We start from the raw sequence: 16822 nt of genomic DNA on the forward strand, positions 1-16822 counted from the left end.
TGTGCGTGAAGAGTTCCCCCAAGGCCCCGAGCCCCTGGGCCCGGGCCCGCGCCCGGTACCGCTGGCTGGACCACATCGCCCGCGCGACCAACCGCTACGTCGAGTGCGGCGGTTACCACTACGTCGCTTCGATCACCTACTTCAGCCTGTTGTCGCTGGTGCCGCTGCTGATGGTGGCGTCGTCGGTCGCCGGGTTCGTGCTGGCCAGCCAGCCGCACCTGCTCGACACGATGGTCCAGGCGATCGTCTCCACACTGCCCGGCGGACCCGGCGGGCTCGGTGAGAAGGCCTCCGACCTGCTCACCGGGTTCGTCGAGCAGCGGACCAGCGTCGGGGTGTTCGGGCTGGGGATCGGCCTCTACTCGGGCTGGAACTGGATGAACGCGCTGCGGGACTCGCTCACGGCGCTGTGGGGGCAGAACCGGTCGGATCAGCCGCTGCCGCGGCTGATCGCCGTCGACCTGCTCGCGCTGCTCGGCCTGAGCGCGGCGCTGCTGGTGTCGTTCACGCTCACCCTCTCCGGCACGGCGCTCGGCAGCTACCTGCTGCGCCTGGCCGGGCTCGACGACACGAGCTGGGGGCACCAGCTCGTGTCCGCGTCTTCGGTGCCGCTGTCGCTGGCCGCCGACTGGCTGGTGTTCCTCTGGGTGCTGACCCGGCTGCCGCGGCAGCCGGTCGGCGTGCGCAGCGCGGTGCGCGGCGCGATCGCGCTGGCCCTCGGGTTCGAGGCGCTCAAGCTGGCCGGCGGGTTCTACCTCCGGCTGATCGGCGACTCGCCGACCGGCATCGCGTTCGGCTCGATCATCGGCCTGATCTTCTTCATCTCGCTGGTCGCGCGGCTGCTCGTCTACGTCACGGCGTGGACCGCGACCGGTTCGGACGCGCCCCCGAAGCCGATCCAGCCGCCCGCGCCGGTCGTGTTCGAGCCGGTGATCGTGGTGGACCCGCCGGTCGCGGTGCCGGCCACGGTCGGCGTGGTGACCGGGGTGATCGGGACGCTGCTCGCGCTCAAGTGGCGACGTTCGCGAGGCTGACTGTGCTGTTGGTTCCCCATCCGGCCGCAGTCACGGCGGAAACGGGCGGCTCGCGCTGACCGGCCGCGGGTCGTGTCCGCCTGCTTTCGGCCGGATGGGGAACAGCCGGTCCAGCTGGTGGTCGATCAGCGCGATCGCCGCTTCCGGCGTCCGCTGGCCCAGGATGATGCTGGTCTGCAGGCCGTCGACGCTCGACAGGAGCAGCTCGGCCTCCGGCATCAGCTCGAGGTCCGGCGCCACCTCGCCGCGGTCGCGGCCCCAGGACAGCAGGTCCGCGGTCAGCCGTTCCAGCTCGGGCGGCGCGCCGCTGAACGCCGAGGCCAGGCCCGGGTCGGACAGCGACCGGACGAAGTAGGCGAGGTGCACGAGGTAACGCGTGCGGCGCTCGTCGTCGATCGGCAGCATCCCGACGAGCAGCGCGTGCAGGATCTCCCGCGGGGTCGCGTCCTCCTCCGGGCCGAGCCCGGCGCGGATGCTCTCGCCGGCGTCGGCGTTGAGGATCTCCAGCGCGCCCAGCAGCAGGTCGTCCCGCGTGCCGAAGTAGTACTGGACCAGCCGCAGCGAGACCCCGGCCTCGGCCGCGACCTTGCGCAGGGACACGTCTTCCAGCCCGCGCGCGCTGGCGATTCGCCAGACGGCTTCGGCGATCTGGCGGCGGCGCTGCTCGTGGTCGGCGAGTCTCGGCATGGTGGGTCGAGCGTATCAACGCGGCTTGTCGGCGCCGACCACCCACATCGAGAAGTACTGCGACCCGCCGCCGTAGGCGTGCCCGAGCGCGATGCGGGCGCCGTCCACCTGGTAGTCCCCGGCCCGGCCCATGACCTGCTTCGCCGCTTCGGAGAAGCGAAGCATGCCGGACGCGCCGATCGGGTTGGACGAAAGCACCCCGCCCGACGGGTTCACCGGCAGCTGCCCGCCGATCGCCGTCTCACCCGCCTCGGTGACCTTCCAGCCCTCGCCTTCGGGCGCGAACCCGAGGTTCTCCAGCCACATCGGCTCGAACCACGAGAACGGCACGTAGATCTCGGCGACGTCCACTTCGGACAGCGGGTCGGTGATGCCCGCTTCGGCCCACAACGCGGCCGCGGCGTCGCGCCCGGCCTGCGGGTTGACCTGGTCGCGGCCGGCGAACGTGGTCGGCTCGGTGCGCATCGCCGTCGCGTGGATCCAGGCGGCCCCGCCCTCGACGGCGTCCCCGGCGGCTTCGTCGCCCAGCACCATCGCGCACGCGCCGTCGGACGACGGGCACGTCTCGTCGTAGCGGATCGGGTCCCACAGCATCTGCGACGCCTGCACCGACTCGACCGTGATGTCGGCCTGCCGCAGGTGCGCGTACGGGTTCAGGGCGCCGTTGCGCCGGTCCTTCGCCGCGACGATCGCCCCGACGTGCTCGGGCGCGCCCGAGCGGCGGATGTAGGAGCGCACGTGCGGCGCGAAGTAGCCGCCCGCGCCGGCGCCGACCGGCATCTGGAACGGCGGCAGGATCGACAGGCCCCACATGGCGTTCGACTCGGACTGCTTCTCGTACGCCACGGTCAGCACGCGCCGGTGGACGCCCGCCTGGATGAGCGACGCCGCGACCAGCGCCGTCGAGCCGCCGACCGAGCCGGCGGTGTGCACGCGCAGCAACGGTTTCCCGTTCGCGCCCAGGGAGTCGGCGAGGAACAGTTCGGGCATCATCACGCCCTCGAACAGGTCCGGCGCCTTGCCGAGGACGACGGCGTCGATGTCGGACCAGCCGACCTGGGCGTCGGCCATCGCGCGGTCGATCGCCTCGCGCAGCAGGCCCGGCATCGAGACGTCCTGGCGCTTGGCGCGGTGGTGCGTCTGGCCGGTGCCGAGCACGGCGGTGAGCTGCTTGGTCATCGGGCCTCCAGCACGGTCACCAGGTTCTGTTGCAGGGCCGGGCCGCTCGTCGCGTGCGCCACGGCCTTGCGGGACTCGCCGCTGTGGATCCGCGCGGCCGCCTCGCCGATGCGGGCGAGCCCGGCGGAGAACATCGGGTTCGCGGCGAGCGCGCCGCCCGAGGGGTTGATCTTGACGCTGTCGTCGAGCTTGAGGGCGTTGCGCAGGATGATCTCCTGGTGCGTGAACGGCGCGTGCAGCTCGGCGAGGTCGGCGCCGTCGAGGTCGAGGGCCTCCGCCGCGATCTCGGTGGACGGCGACCGCGTCAGGTCGCGGGCGCCGAGCACGGGGGAGTCGACGCGGTGCTGGATGCCCTGGATCACGGCGGGGTGCTCGACGATGTCACGAGCGCGTTCCACAGTGGACAGGACGACCACGGCGGCGCCGTCGGTGATCGGCGCGATATCGTGCCGGCGCAACGGGTCCGCGAAGTACGGCGTGTCGAGCAGTTCGCTGACGTCCTTGTCGGTGCCGCGGGCGGCGACCTCGGCAAGATCCTTTTCGGACCAGAGCCCGGCTTCGAGGCCCATCCGTGCCTGGATCCCGGCGATCGACACCGAGTCCGGCCACAACGGCGTCACGACGTACGGGTCAAGCTGCAGGGCGAGCACCCGGCGCAGCTGCCCGGCGCTGGACTTGCCGAAGCCGTAGACGAGCGCGGTCTCGACCTCACCCATCTTGATCTTCAGCCAGGCTTCGTAGAGCGCCCAGGCGGCGTCCATCTCGACGTGCGACTCGTGGATCGGCGGGAACGCGCCGATCGCGTCGACGGCGGCGATGAAGGAGAACGCGCGCCCGGCGAGGTAGTCCGACGAGCCGGAGCACCAGAAGCCGATGTCCTGTTTGGACAATCCGGTCTTCTCGAAGACCTCGGCGAAGATCGGGACGAGCATCTCCACGCCGTTGGTGGTGCCCGGGGTCTCGCGGACGTTCGGGGCCTGCGCGAACCCGGCGATCGCGACGTCTGGCATCAGGACCTCACAGGTGGTGGGCGAAGGTTTCGTAGGCCGCGTCCGGTTCCCCGGTCGGCTCGAAGTGGCTGATGTTCTCCAGCGACGTCCACCACTCGTCGCGAGGCTTCCAGGCCGCGCGCACGCGCATGCCCATCTTGACGTCCTGGGCGTCGCAGCCGAGGACGAGGTGGAGGAAGGCGATGTCGGCGCCGTCGAGCAGGATGTACGCGGCGACGTACGGCGGCTTGAGCCGCTGCCCGAGGAAGGGGACGTTGACGATGCAGAACGTCGTCACGATGCCGGTGTCGGGCAGCTCGACCTCGTCGGTCGTGGGGACACCGTCGGTCGGGCAGGAGCCGCGCGGCGGGATGTAGACCTTCTCGCATTTCGGGCACCGCTGGCCGATGAGCTTGCCTTCGGCCAGTCCGCGCAGGTAGCGGCTTTCCTCGGGCGAGGCGGAGTGCATGTACTTCAGGTGCACGGGCGTGATGACCACGCTGACCGGCGCGCCTTCTTCACGGTCGGCGACCGGGGGAGCGGCCTCGGTCGGCGTGGTGTCCTCGGCGTCCACCGGCAGGAAGTAGGCGATGTCCCGGATGTGCCCGACGGTGTCCGCGGCCCACTTGACCCGGACCCGCTGTCCACTGTGGATCTTCCCGGGCTCGCCGGCGTCCACGGCGTGGAGCATCGCGGTGTCGGCGCCGTCGAGCTTGACCAGGGCCCAGGCGAAGGGCCGGGACAGCGGCTGGCCGTCGAGCGGTTCGGCGCACCAGGACCAGGAGACGACGGTGCCCTCTTCGGCCACCGGGACGAACTCGCTGAGCTGGTCGGCGGTGACGGGGTCGTACTCGACCGGCGGCACGTGCACCCGCCCGTCGCTGCCCCGGATGCCTTCGATGCGGCGTTCCCGCAGCGCGTTCACGAACCGGCCGAGGACGGGCCCGGTGGAGCGCGTGTAGTCGAAGCCGACGTTGAGAGGTGCCGCCAGTGGTGTCTCGGTCACATCCATGAGTGAAACACGTTCTCGTTCTGGCGGCAAGATCCAGGCTCCGGCACATGGAACGCGTTCTAGATTTCCGGTGCCCAGAGAGGCATCACGCGTGATTGGGCGGGCATCACGCGTGATTGGCGGGGCATCGCGCTGATGCCCCTTCAGTCACGCGTGATGCCTCTCTGATCACGCGTGATGCCCGTCAGTGGCCCTTGAAGTCCGGCTTCCGCTTCTCCGAGAACGCCTTCGGCCCCTCCTTGGCGTCCTCCGAAGCGAAGACCTCGATCCCGTACTGCGAGTCGAGCTTGAAGGCCTCCTCCTCGTGGAGTCCCTCGGTGTCGCGGATGGTCCGGAGGATCGCCCGCACCGCGACCGGCCCGTTGGCGTTCACCAGCGAAGCCAGCTCCAGCGCCTTCGCGAGCGCCTGGCCGTCCGGGACCACGTGGCCGATCAGGCCGATGGCCAGTGCCTCGTCGGCGGTCAGGTGACGGCCGGTCAGCAGGATGTCCGCCGCGACCGTGTACGGGATCTGGCGCGGCAGGCGCACCGCCGACCCGCCCATCGGGAACAGTCCCCAGCGCGCCTCCGACACCCCGAAGCGCGCGCCGGCGCCCGCCACCCGGATGTCCGTCCCCTGGAGGATCTCCGTCCCGCCCGCGATCGCCGGCCCCTCGACCGCCGCGATCAGGGGTTTCGTCAGGCGGCGTCCCTTCAGGAGACCCGGGATGCGCGAGGGGTCGAACCGGCCTTCGTCGAAAGCGGCGGCGGGCGAGTTCCGGGACATCGACTTCAGGTCCGCGCCCGCGCAGAACGCGCCGCCCGCGCCGGTCAGGACACAGCTGCGGATCCCGTCGTCGGCGTCGACCCGGTCCCACGCGTCGACCATGATCGCCATCATCTCGCCGGTGATCGCGTTGCGCGCCTCGGGCCGGTTCATCGTGACGACGAGGGTCTGGCCCTCCTGTGAGACCAGCGCGTGCGGTTCACCCACGGAAACCTCCTGAAGGAGCAGTGCCATTGCCCAGAACGATAACATGTTCTACTTTGAGGGCGTGGCACTCAACATCGCGGATCTTCTGGAGCACGCCGTCGACGCCGTGCCGGAGCGCGTCGCGGTCGTGTGCGGCGGGCGGCGGGTCACCTTCGCCGAACTGGAGGCGCGGGCCAACCGGCTCGCCCACCACCTCGCCGCGCACGGCGTGGGACGCGGGTCCCACATCGGGGTCTACTCCCGCAACTCGATCGAGGCCCTGGAGGCGATGATCGCGGCGTACAAGCTGCGCGCGATCGCCGTCAACGTCAACTACCGCTACGTGCACGGCGAGCTCGTCTACCTCTTCAACGACGCCGACCTGGTCGCCCTCGTGCACGAGAGAAGTTACGCCGACAAAGTCGCGAACGCCCTGCCCGAAGCGCCGAAACTGAAACACGTTGTCGTCATCGAAGACGGCAGCGACGGCGATTACGCGGCCTACGGCGGAATCGACTACGAAACCGCCCTCGAAAGCGAGTCCCCGGACCGCGACTTCGGTGAGCGCAGCAACGACGACCTCTACATCCTCTACACCGGCGGCACCACGGGCTACCCGAAGGGCGTGCTCTGGCGCCACGAGGACATCTGGCGCGCGCTCGGCGGCGGGATCAACTTCGTCACCGGCGAGTACGTCCCCGACGAGTGGACGCTCGCCGAGCAGGGCAAGGCCGGCAGCCTCGTCCGGCTGCCCGCCGCGCCGCTGATCCACGGCGCCGCGCAGTGGGCCGCGTTCGGCGCGCTGTTCACCGGCAGCCCGGTGGTCTTCGTGCCGCGGTTCGACGCGCACGAGGTGTGGAAAGCCGTGCAGGAGAACAAGGTCCAGGTGCTCACGATCGTCGGCGACGCGATGGCGCGCCCGCTCATCGAGGCCTTCCGCGAAGGCGATTACGACGCTTCGTCGCTCGTCGCGGTGTCGAGCCACGCCGCGCTGTTCTCCCAGTCGGTGAAGCAGGAGTTCGTCGAGCTCGTGCCGAACGCCGTGATCACCGACGCGATCGGCGCGTCCGAAAGCGGCTTCACCGGGATCGGCATGGTCGCCAAGGGCTCCGACCACAGCGCCGGCCCGCGGGTCAGCTTCGGCAAGGACGCCATCCTGCTCGACGACGACGGTCACCTCGTGGAGCCGAAGGCGGGCGCGGTCGGGCTGATCGGCCGCCGCGGGCACGTCCCGCTCGGGTACTACGGGGATCCGGAGAAGAGCAAGAAGATCTTCGTCGACCTCGACGGCGTCCGCTACGTCGTGCCGGGTGACTACGCCCGCTACGAGGAGGACGGCACGGTCACGCTACTCGGCCGCGGCTCCCAGTGTGTCAACACCGGCGGCGAGAAGGTCTACCCCGAAGAGGTCGAAGGGGCGCTGAAATCGCACCCGGACGTCTTCGACGCGCTGGTCATCGGCGTGCCGGACGAGCGGCTCGGCCAGCGTGTCGCCGCCGTCGTCCAGCTCCGCGAAGGCGCTTCGCCGGATCTCGCCACGATCGAAGAGCACGTCCGCGGCGAGATCGCCGGGTACAAGGTGCCGCGGACGATCTGGCTGGCCGGCGAGATCGGCCGGTCGCCCAGCGGCAAGCCGGACTACCCGTGGGCCCAGCGCTACGCCGCCGAGCACGAACCGGCCACGGCCCAGCCCGTCTGAGGAGGACACCCCAAGTGCGGACACCGCTCTGCGACCGGCTCGGCATCGACCTGCCGATCATCGGGTTCACGCCGTCCGAGCACGTCGCCGCGGCGCTCAGCCGCGCCGGCGGGCTCGGGGTGCTCGGCTGCGTCCGGTTCAACGACGCGGCCGAGCTCGACCGGGTGCTCACCTGGATGGACGAGAACACCGGCGGCAGGCCCTACGGCGTCGACATCGTGATGCCGGCGAAGATCCCGGCCGAGGGCACCCAGGTCGACCTCTCGAAGCACATCCCGGAGGGTCACCGCGCGTTTGTCGACAAGGTGCTGCGCGACCTCTCGGTGCCGCCGCTGCCGGACGACACCGACGAACGCGCGGGCGTGCTGGGCTGGCTGCACTCGGTCGCGCGGTCGCACGTCGAGGTGGCGCTCAACCACCCGATCAAGCTGATCGCCAACGCCCTCGGCTCGCCGCCGGCGGACGTCATCGGCCAGTGCCACGACCGGGGTGTCCCGGTCGCGGCGCTCGCCGGGAAGGCCGAGCACGCGGTCCGGCACGTCGAGAACGGCGTCGACTTCGTCGTCGCGCAGGGCTACGAGGCCGGCGGGCACACCGGCGAGATCGCGTCCATGGTGCTGGTGCCGGAGATCGTCGACGCCGTCGACGTACCGGTGCTCGCCGCGGGCGGCATCGGGTCCGGCCGCCAGATGGCCGCGGCGCTCGCGCTCGGCGCGTCCGGCGTCTGGATGGGCTCGATGTGGCTCGCGACCGAGGAGTACCTGCAGACCATGGGCGAGTCGGTGGCGATGCAGCAGGCGCTGGTCGGCGCGACGTCGTCGGACACCGTGCGGACGCGGATCTACACCGGCAAGCCCGCGCGGCTGCTCAAAACGCGGTGGACGGAGGCCTGGGCCGCGGAAGACGCGCCCGAGCCGTTGCCGATGCCGCTGCAGAACCTGCTGGTTTCCCACGCCCACAACCGGATCCACGCGGCGAACGACCCGAGCGTCGTGTCGATGCCGGTCGGGCAGATCGTCGGGCGGATGAACGCGGTCCGCCCGGTCGCCGACGTCGTCGCGGAGCTCGTCGCCGGCTACGAAGAGGCACTGTCGCGTTTGGACAAGACACGCTGAAGGGGGCCCGCCGTGGCGGGCCCCCTCTTCGCGGAAGCGGTTACAGCGAGCCGGCGGCCGCGGCGATCTTCGACGCGAACGTGCTCACCTCGGTGTAGACACCGGGGGCGTGCGGCCGGGCGCAGCCGTCACCCCAGGAGACGATGCCGACCTGGATCCAGGCGTTGTTGTTGTCCCGGCGGAACATCGGGCCGCCGGAGTCGCCCTGGCAGGTGTCGACGCCGCCCGCGCTCAGGTTGCCGGCGCAGATCTCGGCGCTCGGGATGAGGTCGGGGTAGCTGCCGCCCTGGGCCTGGCAGGTGCTGTCGGACACGAACGGGACGGTCGCCTTCAGCAGGTACCGCTGCTGCGCGCCACCCTCGGTCGCCGCGCCCCAGCCGGCCACGGTGAACGTGCCGGTGTTGTAGGTCGACGTCGTCGCGATCGGCAGCGTCGAGAGGCCGGTGACCGGGCTCGCGAGCTTGATCAGCGCCCAGTCGCCGCCGGTCGAGGTGCCGTAGGTGGGGGACTGGTAGACGTAGGTCGACTTGATCTTCTTGGCGCTCGTGCTGTTGAGGTCCACCACGCCGACGGTCGCGGTGATCGAGGTGTTGGCCCCGGTCCGGCTGACGCAGTGCGCGGCGGTCAGGACGATCTGGTTCGTGTAGAGCGCGCCGCCGCAGCCCATCGACAGCCGCACCATGAACGGGAACTCGCCCTGGGCGGCCCGCGTCCCGCCGACGACGTTGGTGGAGGGCGGCTGGGCGGCGATCGCCGGGGTGGCGAACGAGGCGGCCGCGGCGACCGCGGCCACGGCGGTGGTGACGTTTCTGAGCAGGGTGAACCAGCGCTTGGGAGCCAAGGGGATCAGTCCTTCCAGTGTCCACAGTGGAAGCCGTTGCCGTCAGCGGCTCCATGACTACACCAGGTGGTCACAGACCGGGACAACCGACTTTCTTCGGATCTTTCGGGCGGTTGGGTGATTTCCGACCCCCGGATCCGACGAACGCCGTAGGCCGAAGCGCCCAGTGACCGCGTCCCCGGGAATTCACCCGGCCTTTCCCGGCCGGAAATCATCGAGCCCGCGAAACGCGGGAAAACGGCGTCGGCGCATCCGGGTGATCCTCCGGGTGACAGCCGTGTTACGCGCCACAGCGAACCACGGCGTCGCGGGAAACGAATAGGGTCGATTCCGTGCCCGCCCCTCCACGCCATTCCCGCCTGTCCGCCGACGGTCCCGTCCTCGACGGGATTCCCGAGCACGGCCGCGTCCCGCGTTACTACGCGGTCAAGGTCGAACTGCTGGCGGTGATCGCGGAGCTCGGCGAAGGGGCGGTCCTGCCGACGGAACGGGAACTGTGCGAGCGCTTCGAGGTGTCGAGGGCGACGGTGCGGCAGGCGGTGGGGGAGCTGGTGCTCGAGGGCAAGCTCAGCCGCCGCCAGGGGAGCGGCACCTACGTCGCCGGCCCGAAGCTGGTCCAGCCGCTGGCCCTGGTCAGCTACACCGAGGGCCTGCGGCGCCAGGGCATCCGGCCGGGCCGCAACGTGATCACGCTGGAGCGGCGCCTGGCCGGCAGCGCGCTGGCCGCCGACCTGCAGGTGACATCGGACGCCGAAGTGATCCACATCGAGCGTGTCCTCCTCGCCGACGAGGAGCGCGTCGGGCTGGAGTCGACTTATCTCCTGGCCGAGCGGTTCCCGACGTTGATGGAGGTCTTCAACCCGGAGCAGTCGCTGTACGCGTGCTTGAGCGAGAAGCTGGGCGTGGTGTTCGACGGTGCTGAGGAGCGGGTCGAGACTGTGCTTGCGACGCCGCGGGAAGCGCTGTTGATCGGGACGAACCCGGCGCTGCCGATGTTGCTCATGCACCGCATCTCGTGGGGGCCGGATGGTGCGCCGTTCGAGCGGGTGCGGTCGCTTTATCGTGGTGACCGGCTCAGTTTCATGACCCGCCTGGGCCGCGCCGACTGACTGTCACGTTCTGGAGCGGGACGCGGGGGCGGTCTGCCTAAATCCGGTCAACCGGAGCTGTGGCCTGCTCGCCGCCTCTGGTTGGCACCCGCCCGGCCGAAGCGGCGGTCTGCCCGACCCGGCCAGACCGGCGCCGCGGCCTGCTCGCCGTTCGCGCCCGAGCGTCATGACCCGCCTGGGTCGCGCCGACTGACTGTCACGTTCTCCGGCGCCGGGCGGACTCAACCGACCGGCCCGGTGGCCGCAGGTCGCTTGCAGCTGCAGGGGCCTCGACAGCGCCCCACCCTCCCTGGGGGGCGTGCCCTTGTCCAGTTTATCGGGGGCGGCGGACAAAAAGCCGGAGAAGCCCGAACTCGAGCTGCTTTCTCCACATCACGGCCGGGCTGTGGACAAGGCAGCTCGTCGGGCTGATCCTTCCCGATCTCCTCGGCATCGCGCCCACGCTCACCGGCTGGGCCGCCGTCGGCCTGGCTGTCGTCATGGTCGGTGCGATGGCCATGCACAGCCGGCTGGCCGTCGTGCAGCACAAACCGGCCGAATGGCGCAACGTCGGGGTCAACGCCCTGATCCTCGCCGTCTGCGTGTTCGTCGCGGCGGGCCGACTGTGAAGATAACGGAACGGTAACTCATCCGGTCCAATATTCCCTGGTGCTTCACGCCGTGTTCGCCATGGGGACAGCGCCCGTTGGCGCGCTCCGGAGAGCGTGTGCGGCGTGCGAATCCTCATCGTGGGCGGTGGTGTGCTCGGCACACTCCACGCCTGGCAGGCCGTCGAACGCGGCCACGACGTCGTCCAGCTCGAACGCGAACCCGAGGCCCGCGGCGCTTCCGTGCGGAACTTCGGCCTGGTCTGGGTGGGTGGCCGGGCCTCGGGCGCCGAGCTGGCGACCGCGGGGCGCGCCCGGCTGCTGTGGGAGCGGATCGGCGAGCGCGTCCCGGCGCTCGGCTTCCGCGCCAACGGCTCGCTGACCGTCGTCCGGACCGACGCCGAGCTCGCCGTCGCGCGCGAAGTCGCCGAAGGGCCCGAAGCCGCCGAACGTGGCTACAAGCTGCTCGACGCCGCCGAGACCCGTGAGCTGAACCCCGCTCTGCAGGGGGACTTCCTGGGCGCGCTGTGGTGCGAGCGGGACGGCGCCGTCGAGCCGCGCACCGCCCAGCCCGCGCTGCGCGCCGAGCTGGCCAAGACCGGCCGGCACACCTGGCGGCCGGGCCGGGAGGTGCGGCACCTCACCGCCACCGGCGTCGTCGACGACCGCGGTGAGCGGCACGAAGGGGACGTCGTCCTCTTCTGCACCGGCGCGTGGACCGGCGGCCTCGTCCGCGAGCTGGCCGGCGACCCGCCGGTGCGGAAGGTCCGGCTGCAGATGGCGCAGACCGAGCCGCTCGGCGAGGAGCTGACCACCAGCGTCGCCGACGGTGACAGCTTCCGCTACTACCCCGCCTACCGCGGCCCGGCGCTCGACGCCCTCGCCGGATCCCAGCCCCAGGGTGACGTCGCCGCGGCGCACCGCATGCAGCTGCTGCTCGTCCAGCGGCTCGACGGCTCGCTGACCATCGGCGACACCCACGAATACGACGAGCCGTTCTCCTTCGACGTCACCGAAGACCCGTACGAGCACCTCGCCGACGTCGCTTCGACGCTCCTGGGCCGCCCGTTGCCGCGGCTGCGGCGCCGCTGGGCCGGGGTGTACGCGCAGACCACCGACACCGGCCGGATCGTGCACCGCGCGCGGGTCGCGGACAACGCCTTCCTGATCACCGGACCGGGCGGGCGCGGCATGACCTGCGCGCCCGCCATCGCCGAAGACACCGCCGAGGAGCTGGGACTGTGACCACCGAACTCGTCGTCCTCGACATGGCCGGCACGACCGTCGCCGACGACGGCCTCGTCGTGCGCGCCTTCACCGCCGCGATCGAGACCCTCGGGGTGCCCGAGGAGCGGCACCCGGACATGCTGCGCTACGTCGTCGACACGATGGGTCAGTCGAAGATCACCGTCTTCCGCGCCCTGATGGACGGCGAAACCCAAGCGCAGCAAGCGAACTCGGCCTTCGAAGCCGCCTACGGAAAGCTCGTCGCCGACGGTGCGTGCGCCCCGATCCCCGGCGCCGAAGACGTCATCCGCGGCCTGCGCGAAGACGGCGTCAAGGTCGCCTTCACCACCGGGTTCGCCCCGGCCACCCAGCACGCCATCCTCGACGCGCTGAGCTGGCAAGGCCTCGCCGACCTCGTGCTCGCCCCGGGCGACGGCGTCCGCGGGCGCCCGTTCCCCGACCTCGTCCTCGCCGCGGCGCTGCGGCTGGAAGTCACCGACGTGCGGCACATCGCCGTCGCCGGGGACACCCCGTCCGACGTCCTCACCGGACTCCGTTCCGGCGCCTCCGTCGTCGCGGGCGTCCTGACCGGCGCCGGCCGCCGCGAAGACCTCGCCGCGGCCGGCGCCACGCACGTCCTCGCCTCCGTCTCCGAACTCCCCGCCGTGCTCGAAGGAGAACCCCGATGAAGAAGACCCTGGCCGCCGTCCTCGCGGTGGCGCTGACCGCGCTGCTCGCCGCCTGCGGCGGCACCGGCGCCGCGTCCGCCGGCGGCAAGACCGTCACCGTGTACACAGTGGACGGTCTCGAAGACTGGTACACCGCCCGGTTCGCCGAGTTCAAGGAGCAGACCGGCATCACCGTCCAGGCCGTGACGGCCGGGTCCGGCGAGGTCGCCTCCCGCGTCGAGAAGGAGAAGGCCAACACCCAGGCCGACGTCCTCGTCACGCTCCCGCCGTTCATCCAGCGGGTCGCCGGGCTGCTGCAGCCGTACACCCCGCAGGGCGCGGACAAGGTGCCGGACAAGGACCCGCAGGGCCGCTTCGCCGCGATGATGAACAACTACCTCAGCTTCATCCGCAACCCGCAGGCCGCGCCGAAGACCTGGGACGACCTCCTCGACCCGAAGCTCAAGGGCAAGGTGCAGTACTCGACGCCCGGTGAGGCCGGCGACGGCACCGCCGTGCTCCTGCAGCTCCAGCACGTCCTCGGCGAGCAGGGCGCGCTCGACTACCTCGGCAAGCTCGAAGCGAACAACGCCGGCCCGTCGTCGTCCACCGGCAAGCTGCAGCCCAAGGTGGCCAAGGGCGAGCTGCTGGTCGCCAACGGCGACGTCCAGATGAACCTCGCCGAGATCGCCAAGAGCGGCGGCTTCGACGTGTTCTTCCCGGCCGACGCCCAGGGCAAGCGCTCGACGTTCGCGCTGCCGTACTACGCCGGGCTGGTGACGAACGCGCCGCACCCGGACGACGCGAAGAAGCTGCTCGACTTCCTGTTCTCGCCCGGAGTCCAGGCCAAGACGGCCGACGCGTTCGGCATCCCGGCCCGGTCCGACGTCACCGCGAGCGGCCCGAACGCCGGGAAGATCAAGGCCGCGCTCGACGGCGTCGACATCTGGCAGCCGGACTGGACCGCCGTGCTCGGCAAGCTGGACGCCGACCTGGCCGCCTACAAGAAGGCCGTCGGCCGATGACGCCGGCGGTCGAGTTCCGCGGTGTCTCCGTCCACTTCGGACAGACGACGGCGCTGGACACGCTCGACCTGACCGTGGCCCGCGGGGAGACCCTCGCCCTGCTCGGGCCGTCCGGCTCCGGCAAGTCCACGGCGCTCAAGGCCCTCGCGGGGTTCGTACGGCCCAGCGCGGGCCGGGTCTTCCTGGCCGGCGAGGACGTCACCGACCTGCCGCCGCACCGGCGCGGGCTCGGCGTGGTGGTGCAGAGCTACGCGCTGTTCCCGCACCTGCGCGTCGACGCCAACGTCGCGTTCGGGCTCAAGGCCCGGCGGGCGCCGCGCGCCGAGGTGGCGGCGCGGGTCGCCGAGGTCCTCGACCTGGTCGGCATGGGCGCCTACGCCCGCCGGTTCCCGCGTGAGCTGTCCGGGGGCCAGCAGCAGCGGGTCGCGCTCGCCCGGGCGCTGGCCATCCGGCCGGACGTGCTGCTGCTCGACGAGCCACTGTCCGCTTTGGACGCCGCGCTGCGCGAGGACATGATCGCGGAGCTGCTACGGCTGCGCGCCGAGCTGCCGGACACCACGCTCGTCTACGTGACCCACGACCAGGCCGAGGCCCTCGCGCTCGCCGACCGCATCGCCGTCATGCGCGACTCGCGGCTGGTCGAGACCGGCCCGTGCGAGCAGCTCTACCGGCGCCCGGCCACCGAGTTCACCGCGAGCTTCCTCGGCGCGGCCAACCTCATCCCGGTCGACCTGGTCAGCGCCGGGCGGCCCGCGACCGTCCGGCTCGGCGAGCGCGTGCTGACCGCCGAGCCGACCGGCGCGCTCGGCGCCGGACCGGTCGCGCTCGGCGTGCGCCCGCACCGCGTCGGGGTCGGCGAGCCCGGCGCGGACACCCTCCCGGCGCTGGTCCGGGCGGTGCAGTGGCGCGGCACCGGCTACCGCCTGGACCTGGAGCTGGCCGGGGGCGCGGTCATCCGGGCCGAGGTGGCCGACGCGTTCGCCGTCGGGTCGGCGGTCGGGGTGTCGATCCCGGACGGCTGCCCGCTGGTCGGGGTCGGCGCATGACCGGCGTCGCCCTCGAAGCCGTCGTGACGCGGCCGCGCCGGACGTCCGGGCGGCGCGTCCGCGGCCTCTGGCTGCTGCCGCCGCTGGTGGTCGTCGCGGTCTTCTTCGGGTATCCGCTGGTCCTGGTGGCCGGGCAGTCCCTGACCACCGGCAGCGGGCTCGGCCTGGCGGTGTGGGGCGAGGTGCTCGGCTCGGCGGAGTTCCGGGACGCGGCGTGGCAGACCGTGCTGCTGGCGCTGGGCGCGACCACCGGCTGCGTGCTGCTCGGCACGTTCCTCGCCCTGGTGATCGCGTTCGTCCCGTTCCCGGGCGCGCGGACGCTGTCGCGGCTGGTCGACACCGTGCTCGCGTTCCCGTCGTTCCTCATCGCGCTGGCGTTCACGTTCCTCTACGGCAGCGCGGGTGTGTTCGGCGCGGGTGGCTTCCTGTACTCGCCGTGGGGCGTGCTGCTCGCCGAGATCACCTTCTACACGCCGTTCGTGATGCGGCCGGCGCTCGCGGCGTTCGGGCAGGTCCCGGGCGTGCACCTGGACGTCGCGGCGTCGCTGGGCGCCCGGCCCGGCCGGGTGCTGCGGCAGGTCGTGCTCCCGGCGGCGCTGCCGTCGCTGGCCTCGGGCGCCTGCCTGACGCTGCTGCTCGCGCTCAACGAGTTCGGCATCGTGCTGTTCCTCGGCGCCAAGGGTGTCACGACGCTGCCGATGCTGGTCTACGGCAAGGGGATCGTCACGTTCGACTTCCCGGCGGCGAGCGTCGTCGCGCTGGTCGACGTCGTGATTTCGCTGCTGCTGTACGGGAGTTACCGGGTCCTGTCCGGAAGGGGGAGCCGTGCTGCTGTGGACGCGGCGTAGCAAGCTGCTGCTGTGGCTGGTGTTCGGCGTGGTGTTCACCCTCGTGGTGGCCGCGCCGCTGGTGATGATCGTGCTCGCGTCGTTCGCCGGGCACTGGACCGGCGTGCTGCCCGGCGGGTTCACCCTCGGGCACTACGCCGGGGCGTTGTCGGGGGAGACGTTCGCGAGCCTGTCGGTGAGCATCCAGACCGGGGTCATCGCGGGCGCGGCGGCCGTGCTGCTCGGGACGTGGGCCGCGCTGGCGGCGGAGACCGCGCCGCGGCGGCTGCGGCAGTTCGCCGACACGGCGTTCCACCTGCCGATCGCGGTGCCGTCGGTGGTGCTGGGGCTGGCGCTGCTGGTGGCGTTCAGCCGGCCGCCGCTGGCGTTCAACGGCACCCGCTGGATCGTGCTGCTCGGGCACCTGCTGATCCTGCTGCCCTTCGCCTACAGCACGGTGTCGGCCGCGCTCGCCCGGGTCGACCCGCTGCTCGCGCAGGCGGCGGCGTCGCTGGGGGCGTCCCCGGCGCGGGTGCTGCTGCGGGTGCGCGTCCCGGTGCTGCTGCCGGCGATGACGGCGTCGGCGAGCCTCGCGCTCGCGATGTCGATGGGGGAGCTGGGCGCGACGATGATGCTGTACCCGCCGGACTGGCGCACGCTCCCGGCGAGCATCTTCGCCCTCACCGACCGCGGCCAGGTGTTCCTCGCCTCCGCGGCGACGGTGGTGCTGCTCGGGGTGACCCTCGCGGGGGTGATCCTGCTCGGCCTGGTCCGCGGCCGGGCGGCCCATCGCTGAGGGGATGCAACCCGGTGGGCGTCCGCTCC

The 16822-nt window shown here is 71.6% G+C and carries 17 protein-coding genes; 11 read left to right on the forward strand and 6 right to left on the reverse strand.

The window, feature by feature from the left end:
* The first annotated feature begins 5 nt into the window (after nt 1-5).
* The gene (locus tag ACZ63J_RS18365; protein WP_465403345.1) at nt 6-1034 is read left to right on the forward strand and encodes a YhjD/YihY/BrkB family envelope integrity protein; all 1029 of its coding nucleotides are present in this window, start codon (nt 6-8) and stop codon (nt 1032-1034) included.
* A 30-nt stretch (nt 1035-1064) separates the two neighbouring features.
* Here ACZ63J_RS18365 and ACZ63J_RS18370 read toward each other — a convergent pair whose 3' ends face one another.
* The 5 genes from ACZ63J_RS18370 to ACZ63J_RS18390 all read right to left on the reverse strand — a co-directional run bounded on the left by ACZ63J_RS18370 (nt 1065) and on the right by ACZ63J_RS18390 (nt 5874).
* Complete coding sequence (locus ACZ63J_RS18370; protein WP_465403346.1) at nt 1065-1721, reverse strand: TetR/AcrR family transcriptional regulator; 657 nt, start codon at nt 1719-1721, stop codon at nt 1065-1067.
* A gap of 15 nt (nt 1722-1736) precedes the next feature.
* Entirely contained in the window at nt 1737-2900 is a 1164-nt protein-coding gene (locus tag ACZ63J_RS18375; RefSeq protein WP_465403348.1) for a thiolase domain-containing protein, read from the reverse strand.
* Nucleotides 2897-3910 (reverse strand): thiolase domain-containing protein, encoded by a 1014-nt coding sequence (locus tag ACZ63J_RS18380; protein ID WP_465403350.1) that lies wholly within the window; start codon nt 3908-3910, stop codon nt 2897-2899. The genes ACZ63J_RS18375 and ACZ63J_RS18380 overlap by 4 nt, the downstream gene beginning before the upstream one ends.
* 7 nt (nt 3911-3917) lie before the next feature.
* On the reverse strand, nt 3918-4901 hold the full coding sequence (locus ACZ63J_RS18385; protein ID WP_465307477.1) for a Zn-ribbon domain-containing OB-fold protein: 984 nt from the start codon (nt 4899-4901) through the stop codon (nt 3918-3920).
* Between the two features lie 184 nt (nt 4902-5085).
* Nucleotides 5086-5874 carry a crotonase/enoyl-CoA hydratase family protein gene (locus ACZ63J_RS18390; RefSeq protein WP_465403352.1) on the reverse strand — a complete coding sequence of 263 codons (789 nt, stop codon included), beginning with the start codon at nt 5872-5874 and terminating at the stop codon, nt 5086-5088.
* Between the two features lie 61 nt (nt 5875-5935).
* Between ACZ63J_RS18390 and ACZ63J_RS18395 the strand changes: the two genes are divergently transcribed.
* A complete protein-coding gene (locus ACZ63J_RS18395) occupies nt 5936-7552 on the forward strand; it encodes an acyl-CoA synthetase (RefSeq protein WP_465403354.1) in 1617 nt (538 codons plus the stop codon).
* A 14-nt stretch (nt 7553-7566) separates the two neighbouring features.
* Nucleotides 7567-8667: an NAD(P)H-dependent flavin oxidoreductase gene (locus ACZ63J_RS18400; protein WP_465403356.1), complete on the forward strand. Its 1101-nt coding sequence runs from the start codon at nt 7567-7569 to the stop codon at nt 8665-8667.
* A 40-nt stretch (nt 8668-8707) separates the two neighbouring features.
* Here ACZ63J_RS18400 and ACZ63J_RS18405 read toward each other — a convergent pair whose 3' ends face one another.
* Entirely contained in the window at nt 8708-9508 is an 801-nt protein-coding gene (locus ACZ63J_RS18405; protein ID WP_465403357.1) for a S1 family peptidase, read from the reverse strand.
* Between the two features lie 332 nt (nt 9509-9840).
* Here ACZ63J_RS18405 and ACZ63J_RS18410 point away from each other — a divergent pair, with 332 nt between their 5' ends.
* From ACZ63J_RS18410 to ACZ63J_RS18445, 8 genes are all read left to right on the forward strand, one after another.
* Nucleotides 9841-10617 carry a GntR family transcriptional regulator gene (locus ACZ63J_RS18410; protein ID WP_465337923.1) on the forward strand — a complete coding sequence of 259 codons (777 nt, stop codon included), beginning with the start codon at nt 9841-9843 and terminating at the stop codon, nt 10615-10617.
* A 431-nt stretch (nt 10618-11048) separates the two neighbouring features.
* Nucleotides 11049-11225: a DoxX family protein gene (locus tag ACZ63J_RS18415; protein WP_465439567.1), complete on the forward strand. Its 177-nt coding sequence runs from the start codon at nt 11049-11051 to the stop codon at nt 11223-11225.
* A 105-nt stretch (nt 11226-11330) separates the two neighbouring features.
* The gene (locus ACZ63J_RS18420) at nt 11331-12449 is read left to right on the forward strand and encodes a TIGR03364 family FAD-dependent oxidoreductase (protein ID WP_465403359.1); all 1119 of its coding nucleotides are present in this window, start codon (nt 11331-11333) and stop codon (nt 12447-12449) included.
* Nucleotides 12446-13120, forward strand: coding sequence for a phosphonatase-like hydrolase (locus ACZ63J_RS18425; protein ID WP_465403361.1), 675 nt, complete (start codon nt 12446-12448; stop codon nt 13118-13120). The genes ACZ63J_RS18420 and ACZ63J_RS18425 overlap by 4 nt, the downstream gene beginning before the upstream one ends.
* Nucleotides 13117-14124 carry a 2-aminoethylphosphonate ABC transporter substrate-binding protein gene (locus ACZ63J_RS18430; RefSeq protein ID WP_465403363.1) on the forward strand — a complete coding sequence of 336 codons (1008 nt, stop codon included), beginning with the start codon at nt 13117-13119 and terminating at the stop codon, nt 14122-14124. Before ACZ63J_RS18425 ends, ACZ63J_RS18430 begins: the two co-directional genes overlap by 4 nt.
* A complete protein-coding gene (locus ACZ63J_RS18435) occupies nt 14121-15170 on the forward strand; it encodes an ABC transporter ATP-binding protein (RefSeq protein ID WP_465403365.1) in 1050 nt (349 codons plus the stop codon). Before ACZ63J_RS18430 ends, ACZ63J_RS18435 begins: the two co-directional genes overlap by 4 nt.
* Nucleotides 15167-16018 (forward strand): 2-aminoethylphosphonate ABC transporter permease subunit, encoded by an 852-nt coding sequence (locus ACZ63J_RS18440; RefSeq protein WP_465403367.1) that lies wholly within the window; start codon nt 15167-15169, stop codon nt 16016-16018. Before ACZ63J_RS18435 ends, ACZ63J_RS18440 begins: the two co-directional genes overlap by 4 nt.
* Nucleotides 15996-16793, forward strand: a complete 798-nt coding sequence (locus ACZ63J_RS18445) for an ABC transporter permease (RefSeq protein WP_465307455.1) — start codon at nt 15996-15998, stop codon at nt 16791-16793. The genes ACZ63J_RS18440 and ACZ63J_RS18445 overlap by 23 nt, the downstream gene beginning before the upstream one ends.
* Nucleotides 16794-16822: the final 29 nt, after the last annotated feature.

The organism is Amycolatopsis sp. NPDC104863, from assembly GCF_055582965.1.